At 52.7% G+C, this 24,429-nt stretch carries 25 protein-coding genes; 11 read left to right on the forward strand and 14 right to left on the reverse strand.

Annotated elements, in window-relative coordinates:
• The first annotated feature begins 249 nt into the window (after positions 1-249).
• The 5 genes from OGV93_RS19865 (at position 250) to OGV93_RS19885 (ending at position 3,700) form a co-directional block, all read left to right on the forward strand.
• Entirely contained in the window at positions 250-390 is a 141-nt protein-coding gene (locus OGV93_RS19865; protein ID WP_016152930.1) for a hypothetical protein, read from the forward strand.
• A 204-nt stretch (positions 391-594) separates the two neighbouring features.
• Positions 595-1,428: an ABC transporter substrate-binding protein gene (locus OGV93_RS19870; protein WP_047417771.1), complete on the forward strand. Its 834-nt coding sequence runs from the start codon at positions 595-597 to the stop codon at positions 1,426-1,428.
• Position 1,429: 1 nt separating this feature from the next.
• Positions 1,430-2,248, forward strand: coding sequence for an amino acid ABC transporter ATP-binding protein (locus OGV93_RS19875; protein WP_016156382.1), 819 nt, complete (start codon positions 1,430-1,432; stop codon positions 2,246-2,248).
• Positions 2,248-3,033: an amino acid ABC transporter permease gene (locus tag OGV93_RS19880; RefSeq protein ID WP_016156381.1), complete on the forward strand. Its 786-nt coding sequence runs from the start codon at positions 2,248-2,250 to the stop codon at positions 3,031-3,033. Before OGV93_RS19875 ends, OGV93_RS19880 begins: the two co-directional genes overlap by 1 nt.
• A complete protein-coding gene (locus OGV93_RS19885; protein WP_016156380.1) occupies positions 3,023-3,700 on the forward strand; it encodes an amino acid ABC transporter permease in 678 nt (225 codons plus the stop codon). The genes OGV93_RS19880 and OGV93_RS19885 overlap by 11 nt, the downstream gene beginning before the upstream one ends.
• Before the next feature lie 9 nt (positions 3,701-3,709).
• On the opposite strand, the gene ydhT is transcribed toward OGV93_RS19885, so the two are convergent.
• The 9 genes from ydhT to ttrS all read right to left on the reverse strand — a co-directional run bounded on the left by ydhT (position 3,710) and on the right by ttrS (position 12,640).
• Positions 3,710-4,522, reverse strand: coding sequence for a protein YdhT (gene ydhT, locus OGV93_RS19890; RefSeq protein WP_016156379.1), 813 nt, complete (start codon positions 4,520-4,522; stop codon positions 3,710-3,712).
• 3 nt (positions 4,523-4,525) lie between these two features.
• Positions 4,526-5,311 carry a thiosulfate reductase cytochrome B subunit gene (gene phsC, locus OGV93_RS19895; RefSeq protein ID WP_016152924.1) on the reverse strand — a complete coding sequence of 262 codons (786 nt, stop codon included), beginning with the start codon at positions 5,309-5,311 and terminating at the stop codon, positions 4,526-4,528.
• A complete protein-coding gene (locus OGV93_RS19900) occupies positions 5,308-5,976 on the reverse strand; it encodes a 4Fe-4S dicluster domain-containing protein (protein WP_103928156.1) in 669 nt (222 codons plus the stop codon). The genes phsC and OGV93_RS19900 overlap by 4 nt, the downstream gene beginning before the upstream one ends.
• A gap of 64 nt (positions 5,977-6,040) precedes the next feature.
• The gene (locus OGV93_RS19905) at positions 6,041-6,706 is read right to left on the reverse strand and encodes a YdhW family putative oxidoreductase system protein (protein ID WP_046274687.1); all 666 of its coding nucleotides are present in this window, start codon (positions 6,704-6,706) and stop codon (positions 6,041-6,043) included.
• 10 nt (positions 6,707-6,716) lie between these two features.
• Complete coding sequence (locus OGV93_RS19910; RefSeq protein ID WP_101700841.1) at positions 6,717-8,819, reverse strand: aldehyde ferredoxin oxidoreductase; 2,103 nt, start codon at positions 8,817-8,819, stop codon at positions 6,717-6,719.
• 118 nt (positions 8,820-8,937) lie between these two features.
• Positions 8,938-9,564: a ferredoxin-like protein gene (locus OGV93_RS19915; protein ID WP_016152920.1), complete on the reverse strand. Its 627-nt coding sequence runs from the start codon at positions 9,562-9,564 to the stop codon at positions 8,938-8,940.
• 481 nt (positions 9,565-10,045) lie between these two features.
• Positions 10,046-10,255, reverse strand: a complete 210-nt coding sequence (gene fumD, locus OGV93_RS19920; protein ID WP_003029345.1) for a fumarate hydratase FumD — start codon at positions 10,253-10,255, stop codon at positions 10,046-10,048.
• A gap of 92 nt (positions 10,256-10,347) precedes the next feature.
• Positions 10,348-10,932: a tetrathionate respiration response regulator TtrR gene (ttrR, locus tag OGV93_RS19925; RefSeq protein WP_016156376.1), complete on the reverse strand. Its 585-nt coding sequence runs from the start codon at positions 10,930-10,932 to the stop codon at positions 10,348-10,350.
• Positions 10,907-12,640: a tetrathionate respiration histidine kinase TtrS gene (gene ttrS, locus OGV93_RS19930; RefSeq protein WP_230675865.1), complete on the reverse strand. Its 1,734-nt coding sequence runs from the start codon at positions 12,638-12,640 to the stop codon at positions 10,907-10,909. Before ttrS ends, ttrR begins: the two co-directional genes overlap by 26 nt.
• Positions 12,641-12,867: 227 nt before the next feature.
• On the opposite strand from ttrS, the gene ttrB reads away from it, so the two are divergent.
• The 3 genes from ttrB to ttrA are packed head-to-tail and all read left to right on the forward strand — an operon-like array spanning position 12,868 to position 17,689.
• Positions 12,868-13,602: a tetrathionate reductase subunit TtrB gene (ttrB, locus tag OGV93_RS19935; protein ID WP_353057861.1), complete on the forward strand. Its 735-nt coding sequence runs from the start codon at positions 12,868-12,870 to the stop codon at positions 13,600-13,602.
• Entirely contained in the window at positions 13,603-14,625 is a 1,023-nt protein-coding gene (ttrC, locus tag OGV93_RS19940; RefSeq protein ID WP_155574186.1) for a tetrathionate reductase subunit TtrC, read from the forward strand.
• Positions 14,618-17,689, forward strand: a complete 3,072-nt coding sequence (gene ttrA, locus OGV93_RS19945; RefSeq protein ID WP_287110049.1) for a tetrathionate reductase subunit TtrA — start codon at positions 14,618-14,620, stop codon at positions 17,687-17,689. Before ttrC ends, ttrA begins: the two co-directional genes overlap by 8 nt.
• Before the next feature lie 74 nt (positions 17,690-17,763).
• On the opposite strand, the gene OGV93_RS19950 is transcribed toward ttrA, so the two are convergent.
• The 3 genes from OGV93_RS19950 to OGV93_RS19960 are packed head-to-tail and all read right to left on the reverse strand — an operon-like array spanning position 17,764 to position 20,281.
• The gene (locus tag OGV93_RS19950; protein WP_003029358.1) at positions 17,764-18,576 is read right to left on the reverse strand and encodes a MetQ/NlpA family ABC transporter substrate-binding protein; all 813 of its coding nucleotides are present in this window, start codon (positions 18,574-18,576) and stop codon (positions 17,764-17,766) included.
• Positions 18,577-18,597: 21 nt separating this feature from the next.
• Entirely contained in the window at positions 18,598-19,266 is a 669-nt protein-coding gene (locus OGV93_RS19955) for a methionine ABC transporter permease (protein ID WP_016152914.1), read from the reverse strand.
• Entirely contained in the window at positions 19,259-20,281 is a 1,023-nt protein-coding gene (locus OGV93_RS19960; protein WP_016152913.1) for a methionine ABC transporter ATP-binding protein, read from the reverse strand. The genes OGV93_RS19955 and OGV93_RS19960 overlap by 8 nt, the downstream gene beginning before the upstream one ends.
• Before the next feature lie 374 nt (positions 20,282-20,655).
• Here OGV93_RS19960 and ynhH point away from each other — a divergent pair, with 374 nt between their 5' ends.
• From ynhH to lpp, 3 genes are all read left to right on the forward strand, one after another.
• Positions 20,656-20,850, forward strand: coding sequence for a protein YnhH (ynhH, locus tag OGV93_RS19965; RefSeq protein ID WP_242637968.1), 195 nt, complete (start codon positions 20,656-20,658; stop codon positions 20,848-20,850).
• A 7-nt stretch (positions 20,851-20,857) separates the two neighbouring features.
• The gene (pykF, locus tag OGV93_RS19970) at positions 20,858-22,270 is read left to right on the forward strand and encodes a pyruvate kinase PykF (RefSeq protein ID WP_016152912.1); all 1,413 of its coding nucleotides are present in this window, start codon (positions 20,858-20,860) and stop codon (positions 22,268-22,270) included.
• A 309-nt stretch (positions 22,271-22,579) separates the two neighbouring features.
• Positions 22,580-22,816 (forward strand): murein lipoprotein Lpp, encoded by a 237-nt coding sequence (gene lpp / locus OGV93_RS19975; protein WP_003029373.1) that lies wholly within the window; start codon positions 22,580-22,582, stop codon positions 22,814-22,816.
• A 68-nt stretch (positions 22,817-22,884) separates the two neighbouring features.
• Here the strand turns inward: lpp and ldtE are convergent, their stop codons facing one another.
• Together ldtE and sufE are read right to left on the reverse strand one after the other, a co-directional pair.
• The gene (ldtE, locus tag OGV93_RS19980) at positions 22,885-23,889 is read right to left on the reverse strand and encodes a L,D-transpeptidase LdtE (protein WP_016152911.1); all 1,005 of its coding nucleotides are present in this window, start codon (positions 23,887-23,889) and stop codon (positions 22,885-22,887) included.
• A 118-nt stretch (positions 23,890-24,007) separates the two neighbouring features.
• Positions 24,008-24,424, reverse strand: coding sequence for a cysteine desulfuration protein SufE (gene sufE, locus OGV93_RS19985; protein WP_016152910.1), 417 nt, complete (start codon positions 24,422-24,424; stop codon positions 24,008-24,010).
• Positions 24,425-24,429: the final 5 nt, after the last annotated feature.

Below are 24,429 nucleotides of genomic sequence, written 5' to 3' on the forward strand. Positions count from 1 at the left end.
TCGCTAATTTGTTAAAAATGATCGCGCATCACGTTAATGAAAAAGTGGAAGTAGAACAGTCGAGGGCACAAGCATTTTTCGGTATTTACGCTTCACGGTTCTTTAGCAATTGCGAACGGTTGGCCAATTGGCTGATAAACAGGCACCCCGAATTGAGTTCGACGCTAAGTAGCAAGAATCGCTGCTGTTAAGCAACATTTTTGCAATATAATAATGTGATGTTAAACGCTGAACCTGAGCAGGTGAATGATGGAAATTGATCTCGATAATCTGGTCTTTGATGGACTGGAAGAAGCGCAAGAGCGTAATGCTGAACGTCTGGAAGATGCTGACAAGAAAGCGCAGGACATTATTGCTGATAATGACTGCGGCGACGCCTGTAAAATCTGATTTCCAAACCGGCGCAATGCCGGTTTTTTTACCGCCAGACTATGCCCCTCCTCTTATCTACATTTCCCATTGCGTTTACCCATTGTTAACACCGCTTTCACTAATAACATTTTGTAAATAGATAAGAATTTTTTCTTATTTTGTCCTGAACGTAAGTTATGGGAGCGTAAAAAGCACAAACCAAAAACGACAGGGATTTACATCATGATGGCAACGAAAACTTATCGCGCTAAAAAAACACTGCTGGCACTCGGCGTGCTGCTGGCCACCGGCATTGCCGCCTCGCAGGCTCAGGCTGACCAACTGGCCGATATCAAAGCCGCAGGCGTAGTAAAAGTTGCGACATTCGACGCGAATCCGCCGTTTGGCTCCGTCGATGCCAAAACGCATAAGATTGTCGGCTATGACGTTGATTTTGCTGAAGCGCTGGCAAAATCCCTCGGCGTAAAACTGGAACTGGTAGCGACTAATCCGGCAAACCGCATTCCGTTATTACAATCCGGTAAAGCCGATTTAATCGTGGCGGATATCACGATTACGCCTGAGCGGGCGCAGGTCATTGACTTCTCCGTCCCCTATTTTGTTACCGGGCAGCAGTTCCTGGTACCGGCCAAATCCCCGGACCAGCTCGATGCATACAGCAAAGCGCGAATCGGCGCGGTAAAAGGTACTACCGGTGAGCAGGCGCTACATCAGCGCTTCCCGCAGTCGCGTGTGCTGGCCTACGACGATATTCCACTGGCGTTAACCGCGCTACGCAATGGCAATGTTCAGGCCATCACCCAGGACAGTACGATTCTGGCCGGTCTATTAAGCGGTGCGCCGGATAAAGCAGATTTCAAAATTCTGCCTGATCTGTTGAGCAAAGAAGAGATCGGCGTGGGAGTGAAAAAAGGTGAGCCAGCGCTGTTAAAAGCCGTCAATGATGAGCTTTTGAGGCTGGAATCTACCGGGCAGGCGGCAAAAATTTATGATGTCTGGTTTGGCCCTGAAACCAAAAATCCGCAACCCCGCGCCTTTAAAATAGAAGCGAAGTAATATGCTCTCAGCCCTGTTTCATCGTTGTGCAGTTTCCGCGGCGGATTTTAACCATTTGCGCCAGGCAAGCGTCGAACTGCGCAATGTCATCAAACAGTTTGACACTCATACCGTACTTAACGGCGTCAGCCTGTCAGTTGAACCCGGTGAAGTGGTGACTATTCTGGGCCCTTCTGGCTCGGGAAAATCCACGCTTATACGCCTTATCAACCAGCTTGAGTCGCTCAGCGGTGGCGAGATTTTCATTGATGACAAACCAATTAGTCAGTTGCGCGGGGCAGCATTACGCCAGTTACGCAGCCGTATCGGTTTCGTTTTTCAGCAATTCAATCTCTATTCGCATCTGACAGCGCATCAGAACATCTCGCTGGCGCTGGAATATGTTCACGGCTGGAACAAGGCGGCAGCGGCGCGTCGGGCACTCGAATTGCTGGATCAGGTGGGACTAGCAGAAAAAGCGAGCGCTTATGCCGCACAGTTGTCCGGTGGGCAGCAACAGCGCGTGGCCATCGCCCGCGCGCTGGCCTCATCGCCACAAATCCTTCTGTTTGATGAGCCCACCTCCGCGCTGGATCCGGAAATGATCGGCGAAGTATTACAGGTGATGAAAAACCTGGCCCACAGCGGTATCACCATGATCGTCGTGACCCATGAAATGCATTTTGCCCGTGAGATTGCCGATCGCGTGGTATTCATCGATGGCGGAGAAATTCTTGAAGTGGCCGCGCCGGAGGATTTTTTCACCCGGCCACAGCACCCGAGAACCCAGCGTTTCCTGAAAAAAGTGCTCGACCCGTTACACCAGGAGTCATCGCTATAATGCTTGCAATGGACTGGCAGGGAGTGCTGAGCGGGCAACCTCTGCAATGGATAATTTCCGGTTTTCTCACCACGCTCTGGGTGACACTGGCAGGTGTCGTACTCGCCACGCTCATTGCCATCTTCCTACTCGGCCTGCGTCTGACGGGCAATCGCTTCAACAAAGCGGTGGTCAGTGTATGGATTTCGGTGTTTCGCAACACGCCTTTACTGGTGCAACTGATGTTCTGGTATTTTGCCGCATGGAACTGGCTGCCCCGCAACATCATTACCTTCATCAATGCAGAGCATCCCTGGTCTATTCTGCCAGGCGATGTCTGGTGGTTAACACCAGAGTTTATCTGTTCAGCATGGGGGCTGGGCGTATTTACCTCGGCATTTTTGGTCGAGGAGATCGCCTCTGGTTTACAGGCGGTTTCTGCCGGACAACGTGAGGCTGCCGTGGCGCAGGGTTTTTCATCCTGGGCGACGTTTCGTCACATTCTGCTCCCTCAGGGACTGGCGAACGCCTGGCAACCCATTGTTGGGCAATACCTTAACCTGATGAAACTTTCCTCGCTTGCCAGTGGTATTGGATTTGCTGAGCTCACCTACCAGGTGCGGCAAATTGAGAGCTACAACGCGCACGCGCTGGAAGCCTTTGCTGTTGGCACTGCGCTCTATCTGTTCACAGGCATCGTTCTGGGTATGCTGCTTACGCGTCTTGGCCCACGACCTGCATCGGGTAAATCGTCAAAGGTTAAAACGCGTATCTTCAGCGTCAGGAGCATACTGCATGATCGCTAATATTTCGGTCATTACCGACAATCTTGATTATCTCCTGTGGGGACGGGTGGCTCAGGGACAACCCGGCGGCGTTCTGCTCACGTTGTTGATGGCTCTCGGCGCGGCGCTGCTGGCCTTGCCTGGTGGGATAGTTCTTGCCTGCTGCGCCTGGCGTTTTCCAGGCACGGTTCGCAACGGGTTGTTTATCTGGGCGGAGTTTATTCGCGGCATTCCGCTAATCTTTGTGATTTTCTGGATGTGGTATTTGCTACCCATGCTGACCGGAAGCGATCTCCCCGGAGCCGTTACCGTGACGCTGGCGCTGGCATGGTTCACCGCTGCCTCGGTCATGCACTCAGTGTATGCAGGAATTAGCGCGCTGCCTGGCGGGCAATATGATGCTGCCGTGGTTCAGGGTTTTCGCCCGTATCAGGCCCTGTGGCTTATCTTATTGCCGCAGGTGCTGCGTAACGTACTGCCATCGCTGACGGGGATTTTTATTGGATTACTGAAGGACACGTCGTTGGCGTTTATCGTTAACGTTCCGGAACTCACAACGGTTGCGGGTCAGGTTAACAGCCGGGTACAAATCTATCCGGCAGCCATTTTTATTTTTACGGGACTGGTCTATTACCTGCTGTGCCTGAGCCTGGAGAAAATCACCCAACGCCGCTTCGCGTTAAAATGAGATCACGGCTCAACATTCCACAAACTGGTGGTCTTCGTTGAGCCGATATTTCACGCCCGCCCGAATGTTATTTTCCCCCTCAACGGCAAGTGCAAAACGCATTCTCTCGCCATCGTGATAGGCCAGCGCCGCGCAGCCGCCGGGGCCGAGTATTATCGAATCGACAACACCGGTACTGGCAACAACGGCGTTCTCTCCGCTGGCAATAATGTGGATGTTGTCGGCGCAGTTGGCGATTTTAGACTCTGCGCCAAAACAGGCCAACTGAGTTAAATCACCACCGCAGGCAATCCGGTTTCTGTCGCCGAGCGAACTGATGCGTACGCGCATGCCGGTACTGGCGATACGCGTCCCGTCACCCACGCTACTGATACGTGCCGAATTTCCCGCAACCGCAATTCGCCCGCGATCGCCTGAACTGCCGATATGCGCGTTATAGCCTACGCTACCAATACGTGCGCTGTAACCTGCGCTGGCGATCTGTGCGGCATACCCGGCGCTGGTGATTTTAACGTTATCGCCTGCACAACTGAATCGGGCATTATCTTCCGCACTCGCCAGCGGAGGGCTGATTTCCCCCGCCGTTTGCACACGGGAAATATTCCCCATCGCGCGAATATCCTGCTGGGCAAAACTCGCCTCTTCCCGCCATTTTGACCAGCCGTATTCCACCAGACTATTTGCCCAGTCTGTATACCCTTCCCGCTGGAGCGCACGATGGACATCAGCGTAGCTTCCGCCAGTTGGAAACGCGCGTAGAAACCAGCGATACATTACGGGCCCAACGCGCCAGGCCCGTAAGTCACTTCGCGTAATCATCATCGCTTAATGCCGGTGATAGCCATCCACCATACACTTGAAGGTTTCGCCCGGCGTACGACCTGTCGTGCAGAGATAAAGATGCCCAAAAATGAAAAACAGACTGATTATTGCCAGCGCGAAGTGCGCCTGGAGCAACCAGTAACGCACGCCGGGGAACAGGTCACCGACAACCGTCGGATAGAGCGATAACAACCCTGAGATCAACAGCAGTGGCAGTAAGCCATACATCACGCCAACATAGGCCGCCTGCTGTAGCGGGTTGAATTTAGAACGCTTTGATGCCGGGAATGGGTGTGACTCGCCCTGCATAATGCCAAACAGGTAAAAACGCGTTTGTCTTTGCGCTCGTCCGATCCAGCCCTGACGTTGGATAATATAGTGATGCCCGTTGCCGCCAATCAGATTGATCAGGACAAAGCCAATCCAGCAGGCGAGCAGCAAAAAGCCGCAGACCTCATGCACGGTAAGCAGGCTTTTCATCACCGACGCACTGACGACGGAGAAGTGATTGACCAGGCCACTGACCAGAAGTAGCAGAAATAGCAGCGCATTCGACCAGTGCCACAAACGAACGGCCTTCGAGTATAAATAGACTTTCTCACCGTGCCCTGCCGACGCTTTATGCGCGGCCCGAAAGCGCAGCATGGCGTGTAGCGCCAGCACCAGCCACATCCCCACTAGCATTAACCCGGCGATGACCAACCACACAGGCCAGTAGTCCGGTGAAAACAGGGGAACATACTGCGCAAGCTGGGCGTGAAACTGTTCGGCATTCTGCGACGCGTTCATACATTTTCCTTTTTAATCAAATGTTGACCGAACCGACGATACAGATGGGGTTTCCCGGCGCCTGCAAGTTGATGCTCGTAATACTTATTTTCTCTCAACCAGGTCTGAATTTCCGGGCTATCTTCGCGACCAAAAATCAGCGCATGTTCCGGGCAGGCGTTAACACAGATCGGCGGGAAACCTTTCGCCAGACGAGATTCAGCGCAGAAGTCGCATTTATCCGCCACTTTGGTCTGCGGGTTGAGATAGCGCACCTGATAAGGACACGCGCCAATACAGTAACTGCAGCCGATACAGGAAGACGTGTCTACCCGCACAATGCCGTTGTCATCTCGCCATGAGGCGCCGGTCGGACACACCTCAATACAGGGGGCATCATCACAGTGCTGGCAGGACTGACGGAAGTAGTGATACAGCGTTTCGTTGTCGTTGTCCGAAACCGGAATATGAGCTATCGACAAACGGCTACCCTGCGCAGGAACATGGTTGGTTTTCCTGCATGCGCGGGCGCAGATATTACATCCGTTACACAGTGATTCATCGTGAATCATGACGTAATGTACGTCTTTAGAACTCATGGTACTCGCTAACAGATTTTGACCTGGGCCAGTGAAAAAAATCACCGTCCCCATGCCAATGACAAATTTTCGTCGGGTGAAGGACATCGGGTTATCCTCTAATACTGTGACAGTGGTCGTCCACACGTTCCATGACATCAACCTGAATAATTCAGGGGTTCTGATACTGCTCAACCTCAAGCCATTCGCACAGGCCGTACGCTTTGCCATAACTCATAAAACGTTCGCTGAACAAATAAGGCTCCGCATTTGACGATTCCACAGTCCGTATATCTGCATAATCGGGATGCGTTTCCATGGCCGTGAGCGCAGCGGCAATCTGTTGAGACTCAAAGCGATACGGCGGTTGCGTCAACATGGCGACCTTATAAGGGCGAGGATACGTTCGACAGTCGAAGCGTACCGCCTCGGCAATCGCACGGCAGATGTCGTTTTCCACCACCTGCACACACATGTCGGCGTAATTTGCCGTCATGGTTTGCGTCGAATAGAAATATGCTTCTTCCGCACCCTGCACACAGGTGATATCCGCACCATTCGCGTCCTGGCCCAGCACATCCAGCAGCGCGGAAAGATCGGTTTCAGGAACCGAATAAGGCGGCAGCAAAAAGACACTGCGCGCCACCAGTTGCCCCGATGCTGAATGCTGACGGATAAAATCTGCCACAATCGACTCCGGGCTGGCTGGTTCCTGAACCTGGGGCGCATTCATCTGTTCTACAGGCGGGTGAAACGCCTGCAGCCACTGTCTCTTTCGGCTATCCACTTCGTCAGGAAACGCCTCAACGGGGGTCAGCACGTCGCTCACGTTAGTCATCTCGCATTCCTTACGCCGGCAACAGATCTTGTGCAGCCAAATCAGCGGCTACATCTTCAAGTCCGAGTCGGTTCAGGGTTTCACGCGTTGGGCAACCCAACTCTGGATCCCAGCCCATTTCCTGATAGAACATCGTCAGCGACTGACGCATATCCTCCCGGTCCATCTTGTCGGTCCCTTCAGTGAAGACCGGGATCTTCGGATCTTTATCAAACACCCAGGAGCAGATGAGATCGTGCTCATTGCGCATATCTTTGGTTTGCATCAATTTGACCGTATAGGCACGGTGCAGAGTAAAGATGCGTTCAGCGGCCAGGTCCAGACTCTCCTGCGTGGTTTCATCGCCGGTGACCGCCTGGAAGAATTTTGCTTCCAGATCCAAATCGCCGCGATAGTTACGGCTCTTGAGTGGTGAAACCGTCATCGGCCACACCCAGTTGCACAGCGTAACCGCGTTATGCAGGCAGACTTTCAGCAGCGTCCATTTGGCGTATTTGATCTTGGCGGCATTGATCGGGGTGTAGTTTTTGGTTTCGTCGTATGCATCCTGCGAACCAAATAGCTCGCCCGCCACTTCGCGCTGTAATTTCAGCGGTAAACCGGAACCGATGAAGTTGATATGGGTGTGCGCCATACAGTCACGGTTAAACATACAGTTGGTGATAGCCCCCACCTGTGCAGAGGCCTCGTTTGCATGGTGGACAGGGAATCCAAACGGCGACCACAGTTTATTTTTGGCATAACCCCAGTACTCTTCACCCAAATTCCAGCGTTCAGCAATGGCATACGATCCGTCCGCAAGATGGCTGAGTTCCCCCACGCGATGCGCCAACCGGTAGTAAAAATCCTTAATAAAATGAGGATCGCCCGCTTCCAGCTGATCCCAGCGGATCTCCGCATACTCTTCAGTTGGCAGTACGCGCTTAAAGACGCCTTTCGAATAGCAGTAAGTAAAATCACGGTGCAACTGCCCGTAGTTACACCAGATGCCATAATCGTCAAACAGGTTCAGGCCAATCAGATTTCCCACCACGCGCCCATCGTCTTTATCGTCGAAATCTTTCGGGCCATTGGGGAAAATGGTGGTGTGGACAAAGTTCGCCACGCAGGTGTTACCGCCGGTACTTGGCACGCCAAAATCTTTCACCCGCGGGACATTGAGCTGCGACATACAGCGAATGGGGCATGAATGGCAGCCGCTCATTTTGACCGTGTATTTCTCAGCGGCTGGCCCCAGATCGAACACGGATTTATAGGTACGGAAACCCACGGTATTCTGGTTACCCGGCGGGATTTCCCCGGTTTCGATTGGTCCCCCTTCTGCCGCGCCCCAGAACAGTCCCTTACGGGCCGTCCAGCGCGAGTTTGGCGAAGAGTATTCTGCCCAGGCCTGCGGGGTGCTTGGCACAACGTGGTTGTTGTTGGCACCGATGAGCTCGGTCATCATGTAATCATTGAGCCGCTTCATCTCTTTACGATCGGCAATATTGACCCCTTTGGTCCCTTCTACCGCAATAGCCTTCAGGTTTTTCGACCCCATTACCGCGCCAGTACCGGCGCCTCCGCTGTGGTTGCGACTGTTGATCATGCAGGAGAGCGGCACCAGATTTTCACCCGCCTGACCAATAGCGGCGACGCAGGTTTCCGGGCTGGTAATGCGGCAAATCTCTTCGGTTGTGGCGCGCGTTCCCTTACCCCACAGGAAATCGGCTTTTTCGATGCTGACCTTTTCGTCTTTAATGTTGATCCAGACAGGCGTCGCGGACTTACCTTCGATAATAATGGCGTCGTAACCGGCGAATTTCATTTGCGCAGCAAAGAAGCCGCCCATATGAGCATCCACCACTAAATTGCCTTTGGTAAAAGTCGATAAGGAGGTGATATTGACGCGGGAGCTACAAGGGGCACCAGAGCCCGTTAATGGCCCGGTGGCGAAAACCAGTTTATTCCCTTCATCAAAAGGCATGGTGCCTGGCGGGACTTCGTCGTACATAATTTTATAACCAAAGCCCATCCCGCCGACAAATTTTTTAAATTTACTGGAATCTTCAAGGGTGATATTCCCCGTGGTGAGATTGACCCGTAAAATATTACCTGTCCAACCATTAGCCATCATGTTTTCCTTTGCAAGAAGGTTTAATAGATATACCCGCCATCCTTCAGGCAGTTTTTTTGCAAAACTGCGATATTTTTGGCAATTAATGACGCGTATCAGGTATGCCTGCTATCTATCAAACAGTAATATCTTTCCACTCGATAATTTTTAATGCCCCAGTCGGACAAGCATTGGCGCACTCCCCACATAACACACATTTTGAGGATTTTTTTGTTTCGGTATTCACGGTCGCCATCATCCACGGGCAGGCGGTGGTACAAGCGCTGCAGCCAATACAACGTTTATGATCCACCGCAATACAGCCGTCTTCCTGTTTCCAGGTAATAGCGCCAATGGGGCAGACCTTCATGCATTGCGGATCTTTGCACTGACGGCAGGTATCAGCGGTATAGTTTAAATCGCCATAAAGTCCGCCACCGGACCCGACGCCATCATCGCCAAAGAAGAAGTTGCGATGGATTTTTATACGGGAAAAGAAAGTACCCACGGCACCATCGTTATAATTGGTACAGGAAATTTCACAGCGGTGGCAGCCAGTACAGCGCGCTCGCTGGGTCACCAGCACCCCTTTCGGCGTATTGATAAGCCCCACGGTACCGCTGTCGATATCTTCCTGCTTACAGCCAAAAAGTGATAACAGTGCAGGGGCGATGGTTAATCCCGCCAAACCTTTTCCTGATATCCGCAGAAATTCAAGCCGCGTTAAACCACAATCTAAAAATGGACGATCAACCTGATTCATTTATTTCGCATCCTCTTCGCAAACGCTGTGTTAGCAACACCTCCAGCTAAATTAAACCCGTGCAGCTCAAGCCATTTCGGGCGGTTAATGTTGCCAACAACACGTAAATTTTTGCCCTAACCTGATCGCGTAAAATGACGGTGGTTAAACTGAATGAATCTAATCCTTTAGGGTTAGGCGTAAAGATAATGTGGTTATTCAGCGCTCATAGTTTTGATCGTCATCAATTAAAAAACGGAAGGGAAATAATAAATGCGGAGTGAGATTTATTATCATTAAGATAAGTTGAAATAATATTTCACATGCTTTGCAAATATTTGTGACTCTACTCGCATATATATTTTAATATATCATTCGGAATATAACTCAATATACAGCGAAGGTTACTCTTCTAATTGCAGCACTAAATTATATATATTGATAAATTAACGTGACGAGAATAAAAGGACGGCGAACGAGACCACCATCCTCTTTTTGTGGATTAACCGGCTAATGCTTTAATGACGGTCTCAATAGCCTGTTTTTCTAACTCGCTGCGCTTCACGCGCTGGTTGGCGAGGGTGGTTCTCAGTACTCCCGCAATGACGATATGCTTAGGCTCTTGTCCCAGATCGCGCATTTCCAGCACTACTTTACCGACTACTCTGCACATTTCACGGTACAACTCATCGTCTTTGGTCTGATTTCCCATTTTTTCCCGCTCGTCATTAACTCAAACCAACAGCATATATCAGTCTGACGGATTAGACAAAATTCAATGAAAATCAAATAAATGTCATAAATTTACTGAATCCTCTGCAGTCGATTAACCAGTTCAGCAAGACTCCCCGCCTGCATTTTTTCCATCACCCGCGCCCGATGAACCTCAACCGTGCGCACGGCAATATTCATGGCATCAGCAATTTCCCGATTCATTAACCCTTTTGCTACCAGTTGCGCCAGCTCTCGCTCCTTTGGCGTAAGCTGCTGATAGCAAACCACGATCTCTTGTCGCGAAAAGGCGGCGTGAGAAATCTGCACTGCATGCTCTAACGCCGCTTGCAGAGGCGCGGCGGAAACCGGCTTTTGCAAAAAATCGACCGCACCGCGTTTCATTTGCTCAACCGCCATCGGCACATCGCCATGCCCGGTGAGAAATACCACCGCCAGCGTACTCTCACGCTGGCGCATGGCTTCATGCACAGCATGCCCATCCAGTACAGGCATACGCATATCCAGCAAAAGTACGCCCACCTGGTGCAGATTTGCCTCGGTGAGGAATGTTTCGCCTTGCTCCCAGCAACACACCTCATATCCCAGACTTTCCAGTAAAAACGCGCAAGCCTGGGTGACGGCAATATCGTCATCCAGCAGATGAATGATTGCCACGACGGCCTCCCTCCGGGTTTTGCTTAAAATGTAATGTCACCACCACGCCCGCTTTTTCATCTGGAGCCTGATGATTTTTGATCTCAATGTCTCCGTTTGCGTAGCGCACCAGCCGCTGGCAAATGGCTAGCCCCAGCCCCATGCCCTCTTTACGGGTGGTCATAAACGGCTGAAAAGCCTGGTACAGCTGCACCTCATCAATACCTCCGGCGTTATCCTGCACCTGAATACTCACATCACCATCCTCACGCTGAGCGCTAAACCACACGGTGGTTGCCCCCGCCTGAGCGGCGTTGAGAACCACATTGGCCAGTACCTGTTCGAGGAGAACACTTGGCAACGTTAATGTTAACGCCTTACCGATCTGCGTTTGCAGCGCTACCGCCGGGAATTGCTGTGGCATGCGTAATAATTGCCAGACGTGATGGATAGCATCATGAACGTTGACGACCTGCCAGTCATCGGTCATCACCGGATTGCCCTGTGCCTGGCTGACCCACTGGCGAAGATTGTGCAGCGTATCAGCCCCCCGCTGCGCCTGGGTATCAATGTGTTCCAGCGCGGGCAGCAGCGGATGCTGTTGATCCTGACTACGCAGGCGGATCAGACAGCCCTGCGCATAATGACGGATAGCCGATAGCGGCTGATTGAGCTCGTGGGCAAAACCCGACGTCATCTCGCCAAGCACGCTCATTTGGCGAGCGGTTTCCAGCTCCTGTTCCTGTTTGCGCAACAATACGTTGTTTCGCTCCAATTGCCTGCCGCGTCGGCGGACCAGCAACATCACCCAGATGTAATTGAGCGTCAGCAACAACAAAACAAGAGCCGCGGCCCCCATCGCCAGCCGATGTTGAATAAACCAGCTTTTGACATCCAGCCACAACTGGCGCTGCTGCGGATGCTGGCGGACATCGCGCAGCAACGCTTCCACCTCGCGGGTCGAGGCGGGCGCCCCCCAGCGAAACGTCGCGTTTTGCGGCGCATTGAACAGGGCCCGCGTGACGCGATCGGCCAGCTCGTCGCTTACCGCAGGCAGTGCCGCAAATGACCAGTCAGGATAGAGCGGCGTACTGGTTAAACAGGGAATCGACGTTGGATGGTTAAGCACGGCCGTAAAATCTGTTTTACGAATAAGCCCTTCTTCGTCCATTTTTTCCAACAGGCACACCGGCACAATCACTGCCTGCACGGCTTTTTCGCGTAATAAATAGAGTAAGGCATCGGCGGGAAATCCGGTAAACGTCAGGCGCAAATCGCGCTCCGGGCGCAGGCCGGCATCGCTGAGCGCTTTATATCCCAGCAAATAGCCGCCAAATGCCTGAGCATCAATGGCACCCACCGTTTTGCCGATCAGATCGTGTGCGGAGGTTATCCCGCTATCGCGCCTGACGAGGATCGCGCTGCCAATCACATTACTGGTGGCTTTCCCCCCGCGAGTAGAACGGAGTGACGCCAGCCAGCGTAGCGCAGCGCGGCTGTTTAGTTGAACAAATTGCGCCGGATTAGTGACCACAAATTGTACCGTTCCACGATTCACCGCCTCCTGCATCTGCCGCAGGTCCAGCGGTTGAATATGAAACTGTTCGCCGGGAATTTGCTGATTCAACAGGGTTTCCAGCGGCTGCCAGTGATTACGTGTGGAGACCTCCCCACGCATCGCCAAAACGCCAATGTTCCATGTCTGAGCCCTGACCACACCGCTTAGCATCCATAGCGACACCAGCACCGTCAGACATTTTGCTACGTTGCGTCCCACTCAATTATCCCTGTCAATTATGTTGTTTTAGATCAACAACAAGCCGGGTATGTGGTTAACCACAATAGAGTACCCCCCGTCACGATTTTTACACTGTAAATCATCAAGATTCTTTATTCATCACACGCAAACCAACGGCGTGACCAATGTTTCGTTGTTGCATCGTGACGGGAGAAAATATGGACAGCAGTAAACGGCAGTTTCTCCAGCAACTGGGCGTCCTGACCGCTGGCGCATCACTGGTACCCTTGGCTCAGGCGCAATTTCCCTTCTCGCCTGAACGCCATGAAGGCTCACTTCAGCATCGCTACGCCATGCTGGTTGACCTGCGACGTTGTATCGGCTGCCAGGCCTGTACTGTCAGTTGCGCCATTGAAAACCAGACGCCGCAGGGTGAATTTCGCACCCTCGTTAACCAGTACCAGGTGCAGATTGAAGGTCAGCAGAGCGTCACCAACGTCCTGCTGCCGCGGCTGTGCAACCATTGTGATAATCCTCCCTGCGTGCCCGTTTGCCCGGTACAGGCTACCTTCCAACGCGAAGACGGCATTGTGGTGGTCGACAACACGCGCTGCGTGGGCTGCGCCTACTGCGTGCAGGCCTGCCCTTATGATGCGCGGTTCATCAACCATGAAACACAAACCGCCGATAAATGTACCTTTTGCGTTCATCGCCTCGAAGCTGGCCTGCTCCCGGCCTGCGTGGAATCCTGCGTCGGCGGCGCGCGCATCATAGGCGATATCAAAGATCCGCACAGCCGGATTTCTCAAATGCTGCGTGAACACCATGGCACCATCAAAGTCCTGAAACCGGAAAACGGGACATCACCGCACGTGTTCTATCTGGGTCTGGACGAAGCGTTTGTAACCCCGTTGATGGGACGTGCTCAACCCGCTCTCTGGCAGGAGGTTTAAATGAACCATTCACTGGTTATTGAAGAGGTTCTGGCCCATCCCCAGGACGTAAGTTGGTTACCCTGGGCCGTACAATATTTCTTTTTCATCGGCATTGCCGCCTGCGCCGCGCTGTTCGCCTGCGTGCTTCACTGGCGTAAACAAGAGATGCCGGAACTGGAAAACCTGACGCTGTTAATCGCCCTGACCTGCGCGATTACCGCGCCGCTGGCGCTTACCGCTGACTTACACCAAACCGCCCGCGTCTGGCATTTCTACGCCTGGCCGACGCCGTGGTCCTGGATGCCCTGGGGCGCGCTGTTTTTACCGCTATTTACCGGCTTCTTAGGTCTGTGGTTTCTGGCGCAGCATGTTAAACGGTTAACGCTTAAAAGTTACAGCGTCACTAAGTGGCTGGCGATAGGTAGCGCCTTGTCAGCCATCGGGTTGCTGGTATACACCGGCCGCGAAGTGTCGGTAGTGCAGGCGCGTCCCGTCTGGTTCAGCTACGCCTTTCCGGTTGCGATGTTCCTCAGCGCGCTGCAAACGTTTCTCGCCCTGCTCATCGCCGCGACAAAACGCGAGGGAACATTGACCCGCAAACTGGCGTGGGGGCAGACAGTCACCCTGATGGTACTGGCTTTAGTCGTAGTGATATGGGTGAGCGGCAATACGCTTTCCGGTTCGGCTATTCGCCAATGGCTGAACGTTGCCCCGTTAGCACGACACTACGCTATCGGTTGGGTTACGCTATGGCTTGTTTCGCTTGTCCTGTGCGGGCTGGTGCTCCGTAACCCCTTATCGCTGCCGCTGCGCATATTACTTGCATTTAGCGCGATGGCGCTGTGCTGGCTGATGCGCTGGACGTTACTTATCCAGGTGCAGACCGTACCGAAATTTAACGCGCTGTTTAATCCTTATACCCTGCCCGGTGGTACCGATGGCTGGCTGGCCATTGTGGGCACCTTCGGCCTGTGGATAGCACTGATCATTATTGTTCGTGAAGCCCTGAACGCGATCGCAAGGAGAATGCAACATGGCTAATTTAACCCGTCGTCAGTGGCTTAAAGTAGGCCTTGCCGTAGGTGGTATGGTGACTTTTGGCCTGAGTTATCGGGATGTGGCAAAGCGCGCGATAGACGGTTTGCTGGACGGCTCCTCGGGCAAAATTACCCGAGACCGCATCTTTGGTAACGCCCTCATCCCCGAAGCCAATGCCCAGCCGCGCTGGCAGCAGAACCCGCAGCAGGTTATCTCCATGACGCAGTGCTTCGGCTGCTGGACGCAGTGTGGCGTGCGGGTGCGCGTTGACAGCGAACAAGGCAAGGTGTTGCGCATTGCAGGCAACCCCTATCACCCATTGTCTCACGAGCACCATATTGACGCCTCCGTCCCCTTTGCCACCGCAATGGAACAACTGGCGGGCGAAACGGGTCTTGACGCGCGTTCCACGGCCTGCGCCCGTGGCGCAACCTTACTTGAAGGTTTATACAGCCCGTTACGCATTCTCCAGCCCATGAAACGTGTCGGCAAACGCGGTGAGGGAAAATGGCAGCGCATCAGCTTCGAACAGCTGATCAAAGAGGTGGTGGAAGGCGGCGACTTGTTTGGTGAAGGCCACGTTGACGGCTTGCGGGCAATCCATGACACCAACACACCGCTTGATGCCAGGCATCCCGGCTATGGCCCTAAATCCAATCAACTGCTGGTCACCAATACCAGCGATGAAGGACGTGATTCATTTTTGCGCCGCTTTGCATTAAATAGTTTTGGCAGTAAAAACTTCGGCGCTCATGGCGCTTACTGTGGTCTGGCATACCGTGCCGGTTCCGGTGCGTTAATGGGCGATCTGGATAAAAATACCCACGTGAAGCCCGACTGGGACAACGTCAAATTCGCGCTATTTATGGGAACGTCTCCGGCGCAATCCGGTAACCCGTTTAAGCGCCAGGCTCGCCAACTGGCCAGCGCCCGTTTACGCGACGACTTCCGTTATGTGGTGGTGGCACCGGCCCTGCCATTGACCACGGTGCAGGCTGACAATCGCGGCCACTGGCAGCCTGTACGACCGGGAAGTGACTCCGCGCTGGCGATGGGGATGATCCGTTGGATTATCGAAAAACAGCGTTATAACGCCGATTATCTCACCATTCCCGGCGTACAGGCCATGCAGCAGGCCGGGGAAAAAAGCTGGACTAACGCCACGCATCTGGTGATTACCGATGAGCTTCCAACCCTTGCCGGACAGCATTTAACCCTCGCGCACCTGAGTGCAAACGCCGCCCAGGAGCCGGTGGTCATTAACGAGGCCGGCGAAATTGTCGCCGCCAGCAGTTGCCCACGCGCGCAGTTGTTCGTCACCCGCCAGGTCACGCTGGCAGACGGTCAGACGGTGACGGTAAAAAGCAGCTTCCAGTGTCTGAAAGAGTCCGCCGGGAAACTAACGCTGACGCAGTACAGCCAGCAATGCGGTGTGTCTGAAGCTGACATTGGCGCCCTGGCCGACGCGTTTACCCGCCATGGCCGCCAGGCAGCGGTGATTACGCACGGTGGAATGATGGCAGGCAATGGATTTTATAACGCCTGGTCGGTGATGATGCTCAATGCGCTGATTGGCAATCTCAGTCTTGAAGGCGGCGTATTTGTCGGCGGCGGCAAGTTCAATGGCGCCACCGACGGTCCGCGCTACAACATGGACAGCTTCGCCGGGAAGGTAAAACCAAAAGGATTAAGCATCGCGCGCAGTAAAACTGCTTATGAGTCTTCCGAAGAGTATCGCAATAAGGTGGCCGCCGGACAATCGCCCTTCCCGGCCAAAGCCCCGTGGTATCCGTTTGTCGCAGGCCAGCTTACCGAACTCCTCGTCTCGGCGCTGGAAGGCTACCCTTATCCACTGAAAGCCTGGATCTCCAACATGACTAACCCGTTCTACGGCATCGCAGGGTTGCGCAGCGTGGCGGAAGAAAAGCTCAAGGATCCTGCGCGTCTGCCGCTGTTTATCGCTATTGACGCCTTTATGAACGAAACCACGGCGCTGGCCGATTACATCGTGCCGGATACCCACAACTTTGAAAGTTGGGGATTCAGCGCCCCGTGGGCCGGCGTTGCCAGTAAAGCCACCACCGCGCGTTGGCCGGTAGTGACAGCGGCAACCAGCAGTACCGCTGATGGTCAACCCGCCTCGATGGAATCTTTCTGTATCGCAGTGGCAAAACGTATCGGGCTCCCCGGATTTGGTGACAATGCGATTACCGATTCGCAGGGCAATCACTATCCGTTGAATCGTGCGGAAGATTACTACCTGCGACTCGCCGCCAATATTGCGTTTATGGGCAAAGCACCGGTCGCTGAAGCGCAACCGGAAGACCTGGCGCTGACTGGGGTACAGCGGATCGTGCCGGTGATGACCCAAACGCTGAAAGCCGATGAAATCAGCCGGGTGGCGTTTATCTACTCCCGCGGTGGGCGTTTTGCGCCAGACAACAGCGGGCGGGTTGAGAATCGGATAGGCAATGCGTGGGAAAAACCGCTACAAATCTGGAATGCGGACGTCGCCGCGCACCGCCATGCAATTACCGGCGAGCGCTACAGCGGCTGCCCGGCCTGGTATCCTTCACGCCTGTCAGATGGGCGTGCGGTCGAGGAGTTGTTCCCGGAACAAGAGTGGCCGCTGAAACTGATTTCTTTTAAATCCAATACCATGTCCAGCGCCACGGCGGTGATCCCACGTCTGCATCATCTGAAGCCGGTTAATCTGGTGGCGCTTAATCCGCAGGATGGTCAACGATATGGTTTAGCGCACGGCGATATGGTGCGTATCACCACGCCTGGCGGTCAGGCGCAGGCGCAGATAAGCCTGCTTAATGGCGTGATGCCGGGCGTGATCGCCATTGAACACGGTTATGGGCATAAAGAAATGGGCGCGGCGCAGCATACGCTCGACGGCAAGCCGATGGCATTTGACGCACAAATAAGGTCGGGGATTAATCTCAACGATTTGGGCTTTGCGGATCCTACCCGGCAGGTAGCCAATACCTGGCTTGACTGGGTGTCAGGTGCAGCGGTGCGCCAGGGTTTACCAGCGAGGATTGAGCGAGTGAAACTCTAGCGCCGGATGGCCACGCCAACGCGTTTTATCCGGCCTACAGAACGTCGTAGGCCGGATAAGGCAACGCCAGCGGATCAGTTATTTACCGGGATCACCGCACCTTTATATTTGGTGCGGATCCAGTCCTGGATCTCTTTTGAGTGCAGGACATCAACCAGCGCCACGATATCTTTTTTCTTCTCGTCGCCACGATGCACGGTAATGATGTTGGCATACGGGTTGTTTTCACCACTTTCGACAGCGATAGGATCTTTCACCGGATCCAGCCCGGCGTCGATGGCGTAGTTGGCGTTAATCACCACCGCATCGCCTTCGTCGTTGTTATACATCTGCGGTAACAGCGCGGCTTCCACGTTAGGCAGGAACTTCAGTTTTTTCGGGTTCTCGACGATATCGCTAATGCGCGCGGTGACTTTATCCACGCCCGGCTTCAGCTTGATTACGCCCTCTTTTTCGAAAATCGACAGAATACGGCCTTCTTCAGATACCGCATCGCGCATGATGACCTTGCCGCCTTCCGGCAGATCTTTAAGCGATTTCACTTTTTTCGAATAGATCCCAATTGGCTCGATGTGAATCGCTCCGGCACTGACGAAATCATAGGTTTTATCGCCCGCATGATCTTTAATCACGCTGTTCAGGTACGGAATATGCTGGAAGTAGTTAGCGTCAATCTCACGGCCAGCCAGCGCGGTGTTGGGCAGAATGTAATCCTGGAACGGTTTAATCTCTAAGTCGATCCCCTGCTTCGCCAGAATAGGCTTAGCCTGCTCAAGGATCTCCGCGTGCGGCACGTTTGAGGCGCCAACGGTCAGAGTATCTGCCCAGGAGGCAAAGCTCAGGGCGCTTAAGGTTGCTGCGGCGAGTAACGTCAGTGATTTTTTCATGATAATGGTTTCCGTATTTTATTAGCGTTTATCTAACAGAGAGGTGATCACATCGCCGCAAAGCTGGATGATGAAGACAATGAGCAAAATCGTCACCGTCGCCACCAGCGTGACGTCGCTGTGGTTGCGCTGGAATCCTTCCAGATAAGCCAAATTCCCTAAACCACCGGCGCCAATCACCCCTGCCATCGCGCTGTAGCTGACCAGCGCAATCAGCGTCACGGTGATCCCGGACACCAGAGCAGGAGAGGATTCCGGCAGTAAAACCCGAAAAATAAGCGTGCTTAGCCGTGCGCCCATCGAACGCGTCGCCTCAATAACCCCTTTGTCGACTTCACGCAGGGCAATTTCGACCAGACGCGCATAAAACGGTGCGGCCCCTACAATCAGCGCAGGCAACGCGGCATTAGCGCCGAGAATGGTGCCAACCATCGCTTTGGTAAACGGGATCAGCAGCACGATCAGAATGATGAACGGGATGGAACGAAAGATATTCACCACCAGCGAAATAACGCTATACACCGCGCGATTGTGAAACAGTCCGCCGCGTGCGGTCAGGAACAGCGCCAGACCAAGTGCAACGCCCAGGACAAAGGTCGCTGCGCCAGAAAGGACCGTCATGTAGAGCGTTTCCTGGGTTGCTGCCAGCAGTTGTTCCCACTTCAGATGAGGAAACAGTTCTTCAGCCATGGTTGATCACCTCGCCTTCAATGTCGCTCTGGCGCAGATCGGCCAAAATATTGTTCAATTGTTCCTCAGAGGCCACAACGTGCACCCAAAGCTGACCAAATACACCGTGCGCGGTTTGCGTCATCTTGCCGTGTAAAATGTTAAACGGCAGGCCATAGCGCAGAGTCAATTCGCCAACCACAGGCCGATGCGTACGTTGCCCGGTAAACGTTAGCTTGATCACCACACCGCCCAGCTCGCTGGCCAACTGTGGGTTAAACTCGTCTTCCTCGGTGTACTGACTCACCTGACGAACAAACTGTCGGGTGATCGGCTGCTGCGGATGGGTAAAGACGTTGAGCACGTCGCCTTCCTCAACGACCCTGCCGTTTTCCATTACCGCCACGCGATCGCAGATTTTGCGTACCACGTGCATTTCATGCGTGATCAGCACAATGGTTAATTTGAAGCGGCGATTAATATCGAGCAGCAAATCGAGGATCTGATCGGTAGTTTGCGGATCCAGCGCCGAAGTGGCTTCGTCACACAGCAGAACGTCAGGATTGTTCGCCAACGCACGGGCAATTCCTACCCGCTGTTTTTGCCCACCGCTAAGCTGGGACGGATACGCATTTTCACGACCGCTCAGCCCCACCAGCGAAATCAGTTCAGCAACTCGCGCTTTAATTGATGCTTTTGGCGCTCCAGCAATTTGCATAGAGAACGCAATATTTTCACTAACCGTTCGTGACCACAGCAAATTGAAGTGTTGAAACACCATGCTGATTTTCAGTCGCGCCTGACGTAAAGATTCCCCACGGGCGGCAGAGATATCGTGGCCGTTAATCGTTACGCTGCCTGAAGTCGGTTTTTCCAGACCATTAAGTAAGCGTATTAAGGTGCTTTTCCCCGCCCCGCTGTAACCAATAATTCCGTAAATCTGTCCCTGTTCAACCGTCAGGTTGACGTTATCGACAGCGGTAATGGCAAGCCTGCCTGGCGTAAACACTTTCGAAATATTTTTCAGGACAATCATGTCGTTTAGGTATCCGCTGCTGCTTATTGTTCTGCTGCTAGCGCTTTTAGCTGTTTAGCAGTATGGATATCCAAACGAGTGTAATCAGTGAGATTGGCTTTTAAAATGAATTAAAACGCATTTGATATAACTTTTAGAAATATGTCGACTTGGTCGGCGTTATACACAAAAAGTCAGGGATTGGGATGACAATTACACCTTGTTGCGCAACAAATGCTGCTGCGAACAACCTCTTTATCCATACCTGGAAACAAATTAATGAATATTTTCTGTAAAACTGCACAGAAGTGTTTTGAAACGCTGTTTCCATTTTCCTTTTTGATAATTTTCAGCGTATAATGCGCGCCAATTGTCTCTTGAATGGTTTCAGCACATTGACCTGTAAAACTCAACGACTACAAAACTCACCATCCCGTTGGGCTGAAACACAAGCACACATTCCTCTGCACGCTCTTTCGATGTCACCTATCCTTAGAGCGAGGCATCACAACTTTCGTAACTCAGGTTTAGCTTCCCGTCCGTGCGCGGCGGGAGCCAGATTTCCATATCCTTCTCAACTTAAAGACTAAGACTGTCATGAAAAAGACGAAAATTGTTTGCACCATCGGTCCGAAAACCGAATCCGAAGAGATGTTAACCAAAATGCTGGACGCGGGCATGAACGTCATGCGTCTGAACTTCTCCCACGGGGACTATGAAGAACACGGTCAGCGCATCAAGAATTTGCGCAACGTCATGAGCAAAACCGGCAAGAAAGCCGCAATCCTGCTCGACACCAAAGGTCCGGAAATCCGTACCATCAAACTGGAAGGCGGTAACGACGTTTCCCTGAAAGCGGGCCAGACCTTCACCTTCACCACCGACAAATCTGTCGTCGGCAACAACGAAATCGTTGCTGTTACTTATGAAGGCTTCACTAAAGATCTGTCCGTCGGCAATACCGTTCTGGTTGACGATGGTCTGATCGGCATGGAAGTTACCGCTATCGAAGGTAACAAAGTTATCTGTAAAGTGCTGAACAACGGCGACCTGGGCGAAAACAAAGGCGTTAACCTGCCGGGCGTTTCCATCGCGCTGCCAGCACTGGCTGAAAAAGACAAACAGGACCTGATCTTCGGTTGCGAGCAAGGCGTTGACTTCGTTGCAGCATCCTTTATCCGTAAACGTTCTGACGTCGTTGAAATCCGTGAGCACCTGAAAGCGCACGGCGGCGAAAACATCCAGATCATCTCCAAAATCGAAAACCAGGAAGGCCTGAACAACTTCGACGAAATCCTCGAAGCATCTGACGGCATCATGGTTGCTCGTGGCGACATGGGCGTTGAGATCCCGGTTGAAGAAGTTATCTTCGCGCAGAAGATGATCATCGAAAAATGTATCCGTGCACGTAAAGTCGTTATCACTGCGACCCAGATGCTGGACTCCATGATCAAAAACCCGCGTCCGACCCGCGCTGAAGCCGGTGACGTAGCGAACGCCATCCTCGACGGTACCGATGCAGTCATGCTGTCTGGCGAGTCTGCAAAAGGTAAATACCCGCTGGAAGCCGTCACCATCATGGCAACCATCTGTGAGCGTACCGACCGCGTGATGACCAGCCGTCTGGACTTCAACAACGACAGCCGTAAACTGCGCATCACCGAAGCCGTTTGCCGTGGCGCGGTTGAAACTGCAGAAAAACTGGATGCTCCGCTGATCGTTGTAGCAACCCAGGGCGGTAAATCTGCTCGCGCAGTACGTAAATACTTCCCGGATGCCACCATCCTGGCGCTGACCACCAACGAAACTACCGCGCGTCAGCTGGTGCTGAGCAAAGGCGTTGTTGCACAGGTGGTTAAAGAAATCAGCTCTACCGATGATTTCTATCGTCTGGGTAAAGAAGTCGCTCTGGAAAGCGGTCTGGCTCAGAAAGGTGACGTTGTGGTGATGGTTTCCGGTGCACTGGTTCCGAGCGGCACGACCAACACGGCATCCGTTCACGTGCTGTAATAATTCCAACGCGAATTAATTTGCTTAAAAAAGCGCCCTGGTGGCGCTTTTTTTATTTTATCGATAGCTACAATTAATAAAAAATCAAATCGGATTTCACTATCTAATCCGTGATTATCTAAGATGAATCCGATGGAAGCTTTCTGTTTTCACTCGGGTTTTTAGCCGTTTTTGCACAATTCGATGCTTCTTTGAGCGAACGATCAAAAATAAGTGCATTCCCATCAAAAAAATATTCTCAACATAAAAAACTTTGTGTAATACTTGTAACGCTACATGGAGATTAACTCAATCTAGAGGGTATTAATAATGAATCGTACTAAACTGGTACTGGGCGCGGTAATCCTGGGTTCTACTCTGCTGGCAGGTTGCTCCAGCAACGCTAAAATCGATCAGCTGTCTTCTGACGTTCAGACTCTGAACGCTAAAGTTGACCAGCTGAGCAACGACGTGAACGCAATGCGTTCCGACGTTCAGGCTGCTAAAGATGACGCAGCTCGCGCTAACCAGCGTCTGGACAACGCAGCTACTAAATACCGCAAGTAATAGTATCTGTGTAATAAAAATGGCGCACATTGTGCGCCATTTTTTTTGCTCTGAATTTCCCTTCCCTGTTATTGCGTAGCACGCACCTCTGCATCCTCTCCCGGCACGCCATTCTGTGCAGACTTCACTTCCGCGCCATTGCTTACGACCGACGCTTGCCCGGCCGTTACGGTGACCGGATAGCCGGCACGACGATACAAGGCTCTTTCCACCAAACTATTATCCACGGCTTTATTGTCTTTAAACTGGGTAAAACCGGCTGGCAGCACATACGGCATGGTCTGGACGTTTTGCTCCTCCTCCGGCGACAGCGGTCGATGCACCTCGACATAGCGCATTCCGTTCGGCTCTATCGAATATTTTATCGGCTCATTAATCACCCGAACCGGCGTTCCTGTCCGGACCTGAGCAAACAGTGCTTTGATGTCCGGCGCGTTCATGCGAATACACCCAGAACTTACGCGCAGTCCCACGCTGTCAGGCGCACTGGTGCCATGGATCAGATATTCACCGTTTCCATGCGCCAGACGCAGTGCAAAGCGTCCTAACGGGTTATTTGGCCCGGCAGGTACTACCGGCGGTAATGTTATGCCGCGCTCCAAAGAGCGTTTACGGATGCCTGCTGTAGGGGTCCAGGTCGGATTCGGGATTTTCTGCCCAACCCGGGTTTCCATTACCGGCGTTTCCAGCCCCTGCAAACCGATACCAATTGGGAAAACCTGAACAATATTCTCTCCCGGCGGGAAGTAATACAGACGCAGTTCCGCCAGATTCACAATAATGCCTTCTCGTGGTGCATCCGGTAGCAGTAATTGCGAGGGAATAGTAATCAGCGTTCCGGGTTTAGGTACGGGGGCAATAGTATTATTGGCTTCAAGGATCAGCATTGCGGCGGTATCAAACTTACGGGCAATCGCCTGTAGGTTTTTATCGCCTTCCTGCACGGTGTAAGTTTGATTTTGCCCAACAAGACGGCTGTTCGCCTGAGGCAAAGGATAATCGACCGCCCATGCGGCCTGAATAGCGCTGTAAGCGCCGATTAGCATTAACGTAATAACAGACGCGCGTTTCATACTCACCCCCCTGGCGTTCCTGCCGGACGGCGTCGAGCGCCCGATCCGGCCTACGAGTCACTGCGTTGCACTACCTCACTCTTTCACGTCGAGCTGAAAATTGACGTGTTTTATCAGTTTAGCTAAGAGTTGCGGCTTTGGTGCGAATAGCCCGAATCATCGCCTCCAGCCCTTGTGAACGAGACGGTGTGAGATGCTGTGCGAGCGCCATTTTTTCAAACCACGGACGCACATCAAAATTCACAATATCCTGGGCGGTCATGCGGTCATATAAAATGAATACGACAGCGATAAGCCCTTTCACAATTGCCGCATCGCTGTCGCCTTGTAATTCAATAATTCCTTCAGCATTCTGACGCATGACAATCCATACCTGACTTTGACAGCCCTGGATGCTATTTTCCGTATTACGATCGTCGTCGTTTAATTCCGGCAAACGCTGACCCAGTTCAATAATGTACAGGTATTTCTCTTCCCAATTAGCGCAACGCAGAAAATTACGCAACAACTTTTCTTTATCCGGTAGCGCAGCCATAACGC

Origin of the sequence: Citrobacter sp. Cb031, assembly GCF_030336725.1 — a bacterium.
GTDB classification, from domain to species: domain Bacteria; phylum Pseudomonadota; class Gammaproteobacteria; order Enterobacterales; family Enterobacteriaceae; genus Citrobacter; species Citrobacter braakii.

Bases quoted from the DNA above. Each gene is read 5' to 3' on its own strand.
- OGV93_RS19865 (WP_016152930.1), top strand. From the start codon at position 250: ATGGAAATTGATCTCGATAATCTGGTCTTTGATGGACTGGAAGAAGCG.
- OGV93_RS19870 (WP_047417771.1), top strand. From the start codon at position 595: ATGATGGCAACGAAAACTTATCGCGCTAAAAAAACACTGCTGGCACTC.
- OGV93_RS19875 (WP_016156382.1), top strand. From the start codon at position 1,430: ATGCTCTCAGCCCTGTTTCATCGTTGTGCAGTTTCCGCGGCGGATTTT.
- OGV93_RS19880 (WP_016156381.1), top strand. From the start codon at position 2,248: ATGCTTGCAATGGACTGGCAGGGAGTGCTGAGCGGGCAACCTCTGCAA.
- OGV93_RS19885 (WP_016156380.1), top strand. From the start codon at position 3,023: ATGATCGCTAATATTTCGGTCATTACCGACAATCTTGATTATCTCCTG.
- ydhT (WP_016156379.1), bottom strand. From the start codon at position 4,522: ATGATGATTACGCGAAGTGACTTACGGGCCTGGCGCGTTGGGCCCGTA.
- phsC (WP_016152924.1), bottom strand. From the start codon at position 5,311: ATGAACGCGTCGCAGAATGCCGAACAGTTTCACGCCCAGCTTGCGCAG.
- OGV93_RS19900 (WP_103928156.1), bottom strand. From the start codon at position 5,976: ATGTCCTTCACCCGACGAAAATTTGTCATTGGCATGGGGACGGTGATT.
- OGV93_RS19905 (WP_046274687.1), bottom strand. From the start codon at position 6,706: ATGACTAACGTGAGCGACGTGCTGACCCCCGTTGAGGCGTTTCCTGAC.
- OGV93_RS19910 (WP_101700841.1), bottom strand. From the start codon at position 8,819: ATGGCTAATGGTTGGACAGGTAATATTTTACGGGTCAATCTCACCACG.
- OGV93_RS19915 (WP_016152920.1), bottom strand. From the start codon at position 9,564: ATGAATCAGGTTGATCGTCCATTTTTAGATTGTGGTTTAACGCGGCTT.
- fumD (WP_003029345.1), bottom strand. From the start codon at position 10,255: ATGGGAAATCAGACCAAAGACGATGAGTTGTACCGTGAAATGTGCAGA.
- ttrS (WP_230675865.1), bottom strand. From the start codon at position 12,640: ATGCTAAGCGGTGTGGTCAGGGCTCAGACATGGAACATTGGCGTTTTG.
- ttrB (WP_353057861.1), top strand. From the start codon at position 12,868: ATGGACAGCAGTAAACGGCAGTTTCTCCAGCAACTGGGCGTCCTGACC.
- ttrC (WP_155574186.1), top strand. From the start codon at position 13,603: ATGAACCATTCACTGGTTATTGAAGAGGTTCTGGCCCATCCCCAGGAC.
- ttrA (WP_287110049.1), top strand. From the start codon at position 14,618: ATGGCTAATTTAACCCGTCGTCAGTGGCTTAAAGTAGGCCTTGCCGTA.
- OGV93_RS19950 (WP_003029358.1), bottom strand. From the start codon at position 18,576: ATGAAAAAATCACTGACGTTACTCGCCGCAGCAACCTTAAGCGCCCTG.
- OGV93_RS19955 (WP_016152914.1), bottom strand. From the start codon at position 19,266: ATGGCTGAAGAACTGTTTCCTCATCTGAAGTGGGAACAACTGCTGGCA.
- OGV93_RS19960 (WP_016152913.1), bottom strand. From the start codon at position 20,281: ATGATTGTCCTGAAAAATATTTCGAAAGTGTTTACGCCAGGCAGGCTT.
- pykF (WP_016152912.1), top strand. From the start codon at position 20,858: ATGAAAAAGACGAAAATTGTTTGCACCATCGGTCCGAAAACCGAATCC.
- lpp (WP_003029373.1), top strand. From the start codon at position 22,580: ATGAATCGTACTAAACTGGTACTGGGCGCGGTAATCCTGGGTTCTACT.
- ldtE (WP_016152911.1), bottom strand. From the start codon at position 23,889: ATGAAACGCGCGTCTGTTATTACGTTAATGCTAATCGGCGCTTACAGC.
- sufE (WP_016152910.1), bottom strand. From the start codon at position 24,424: ATGGCTGCGCTACCGGATAAAGAAAAGTTGTTGCGTAATTTTCTGCGT.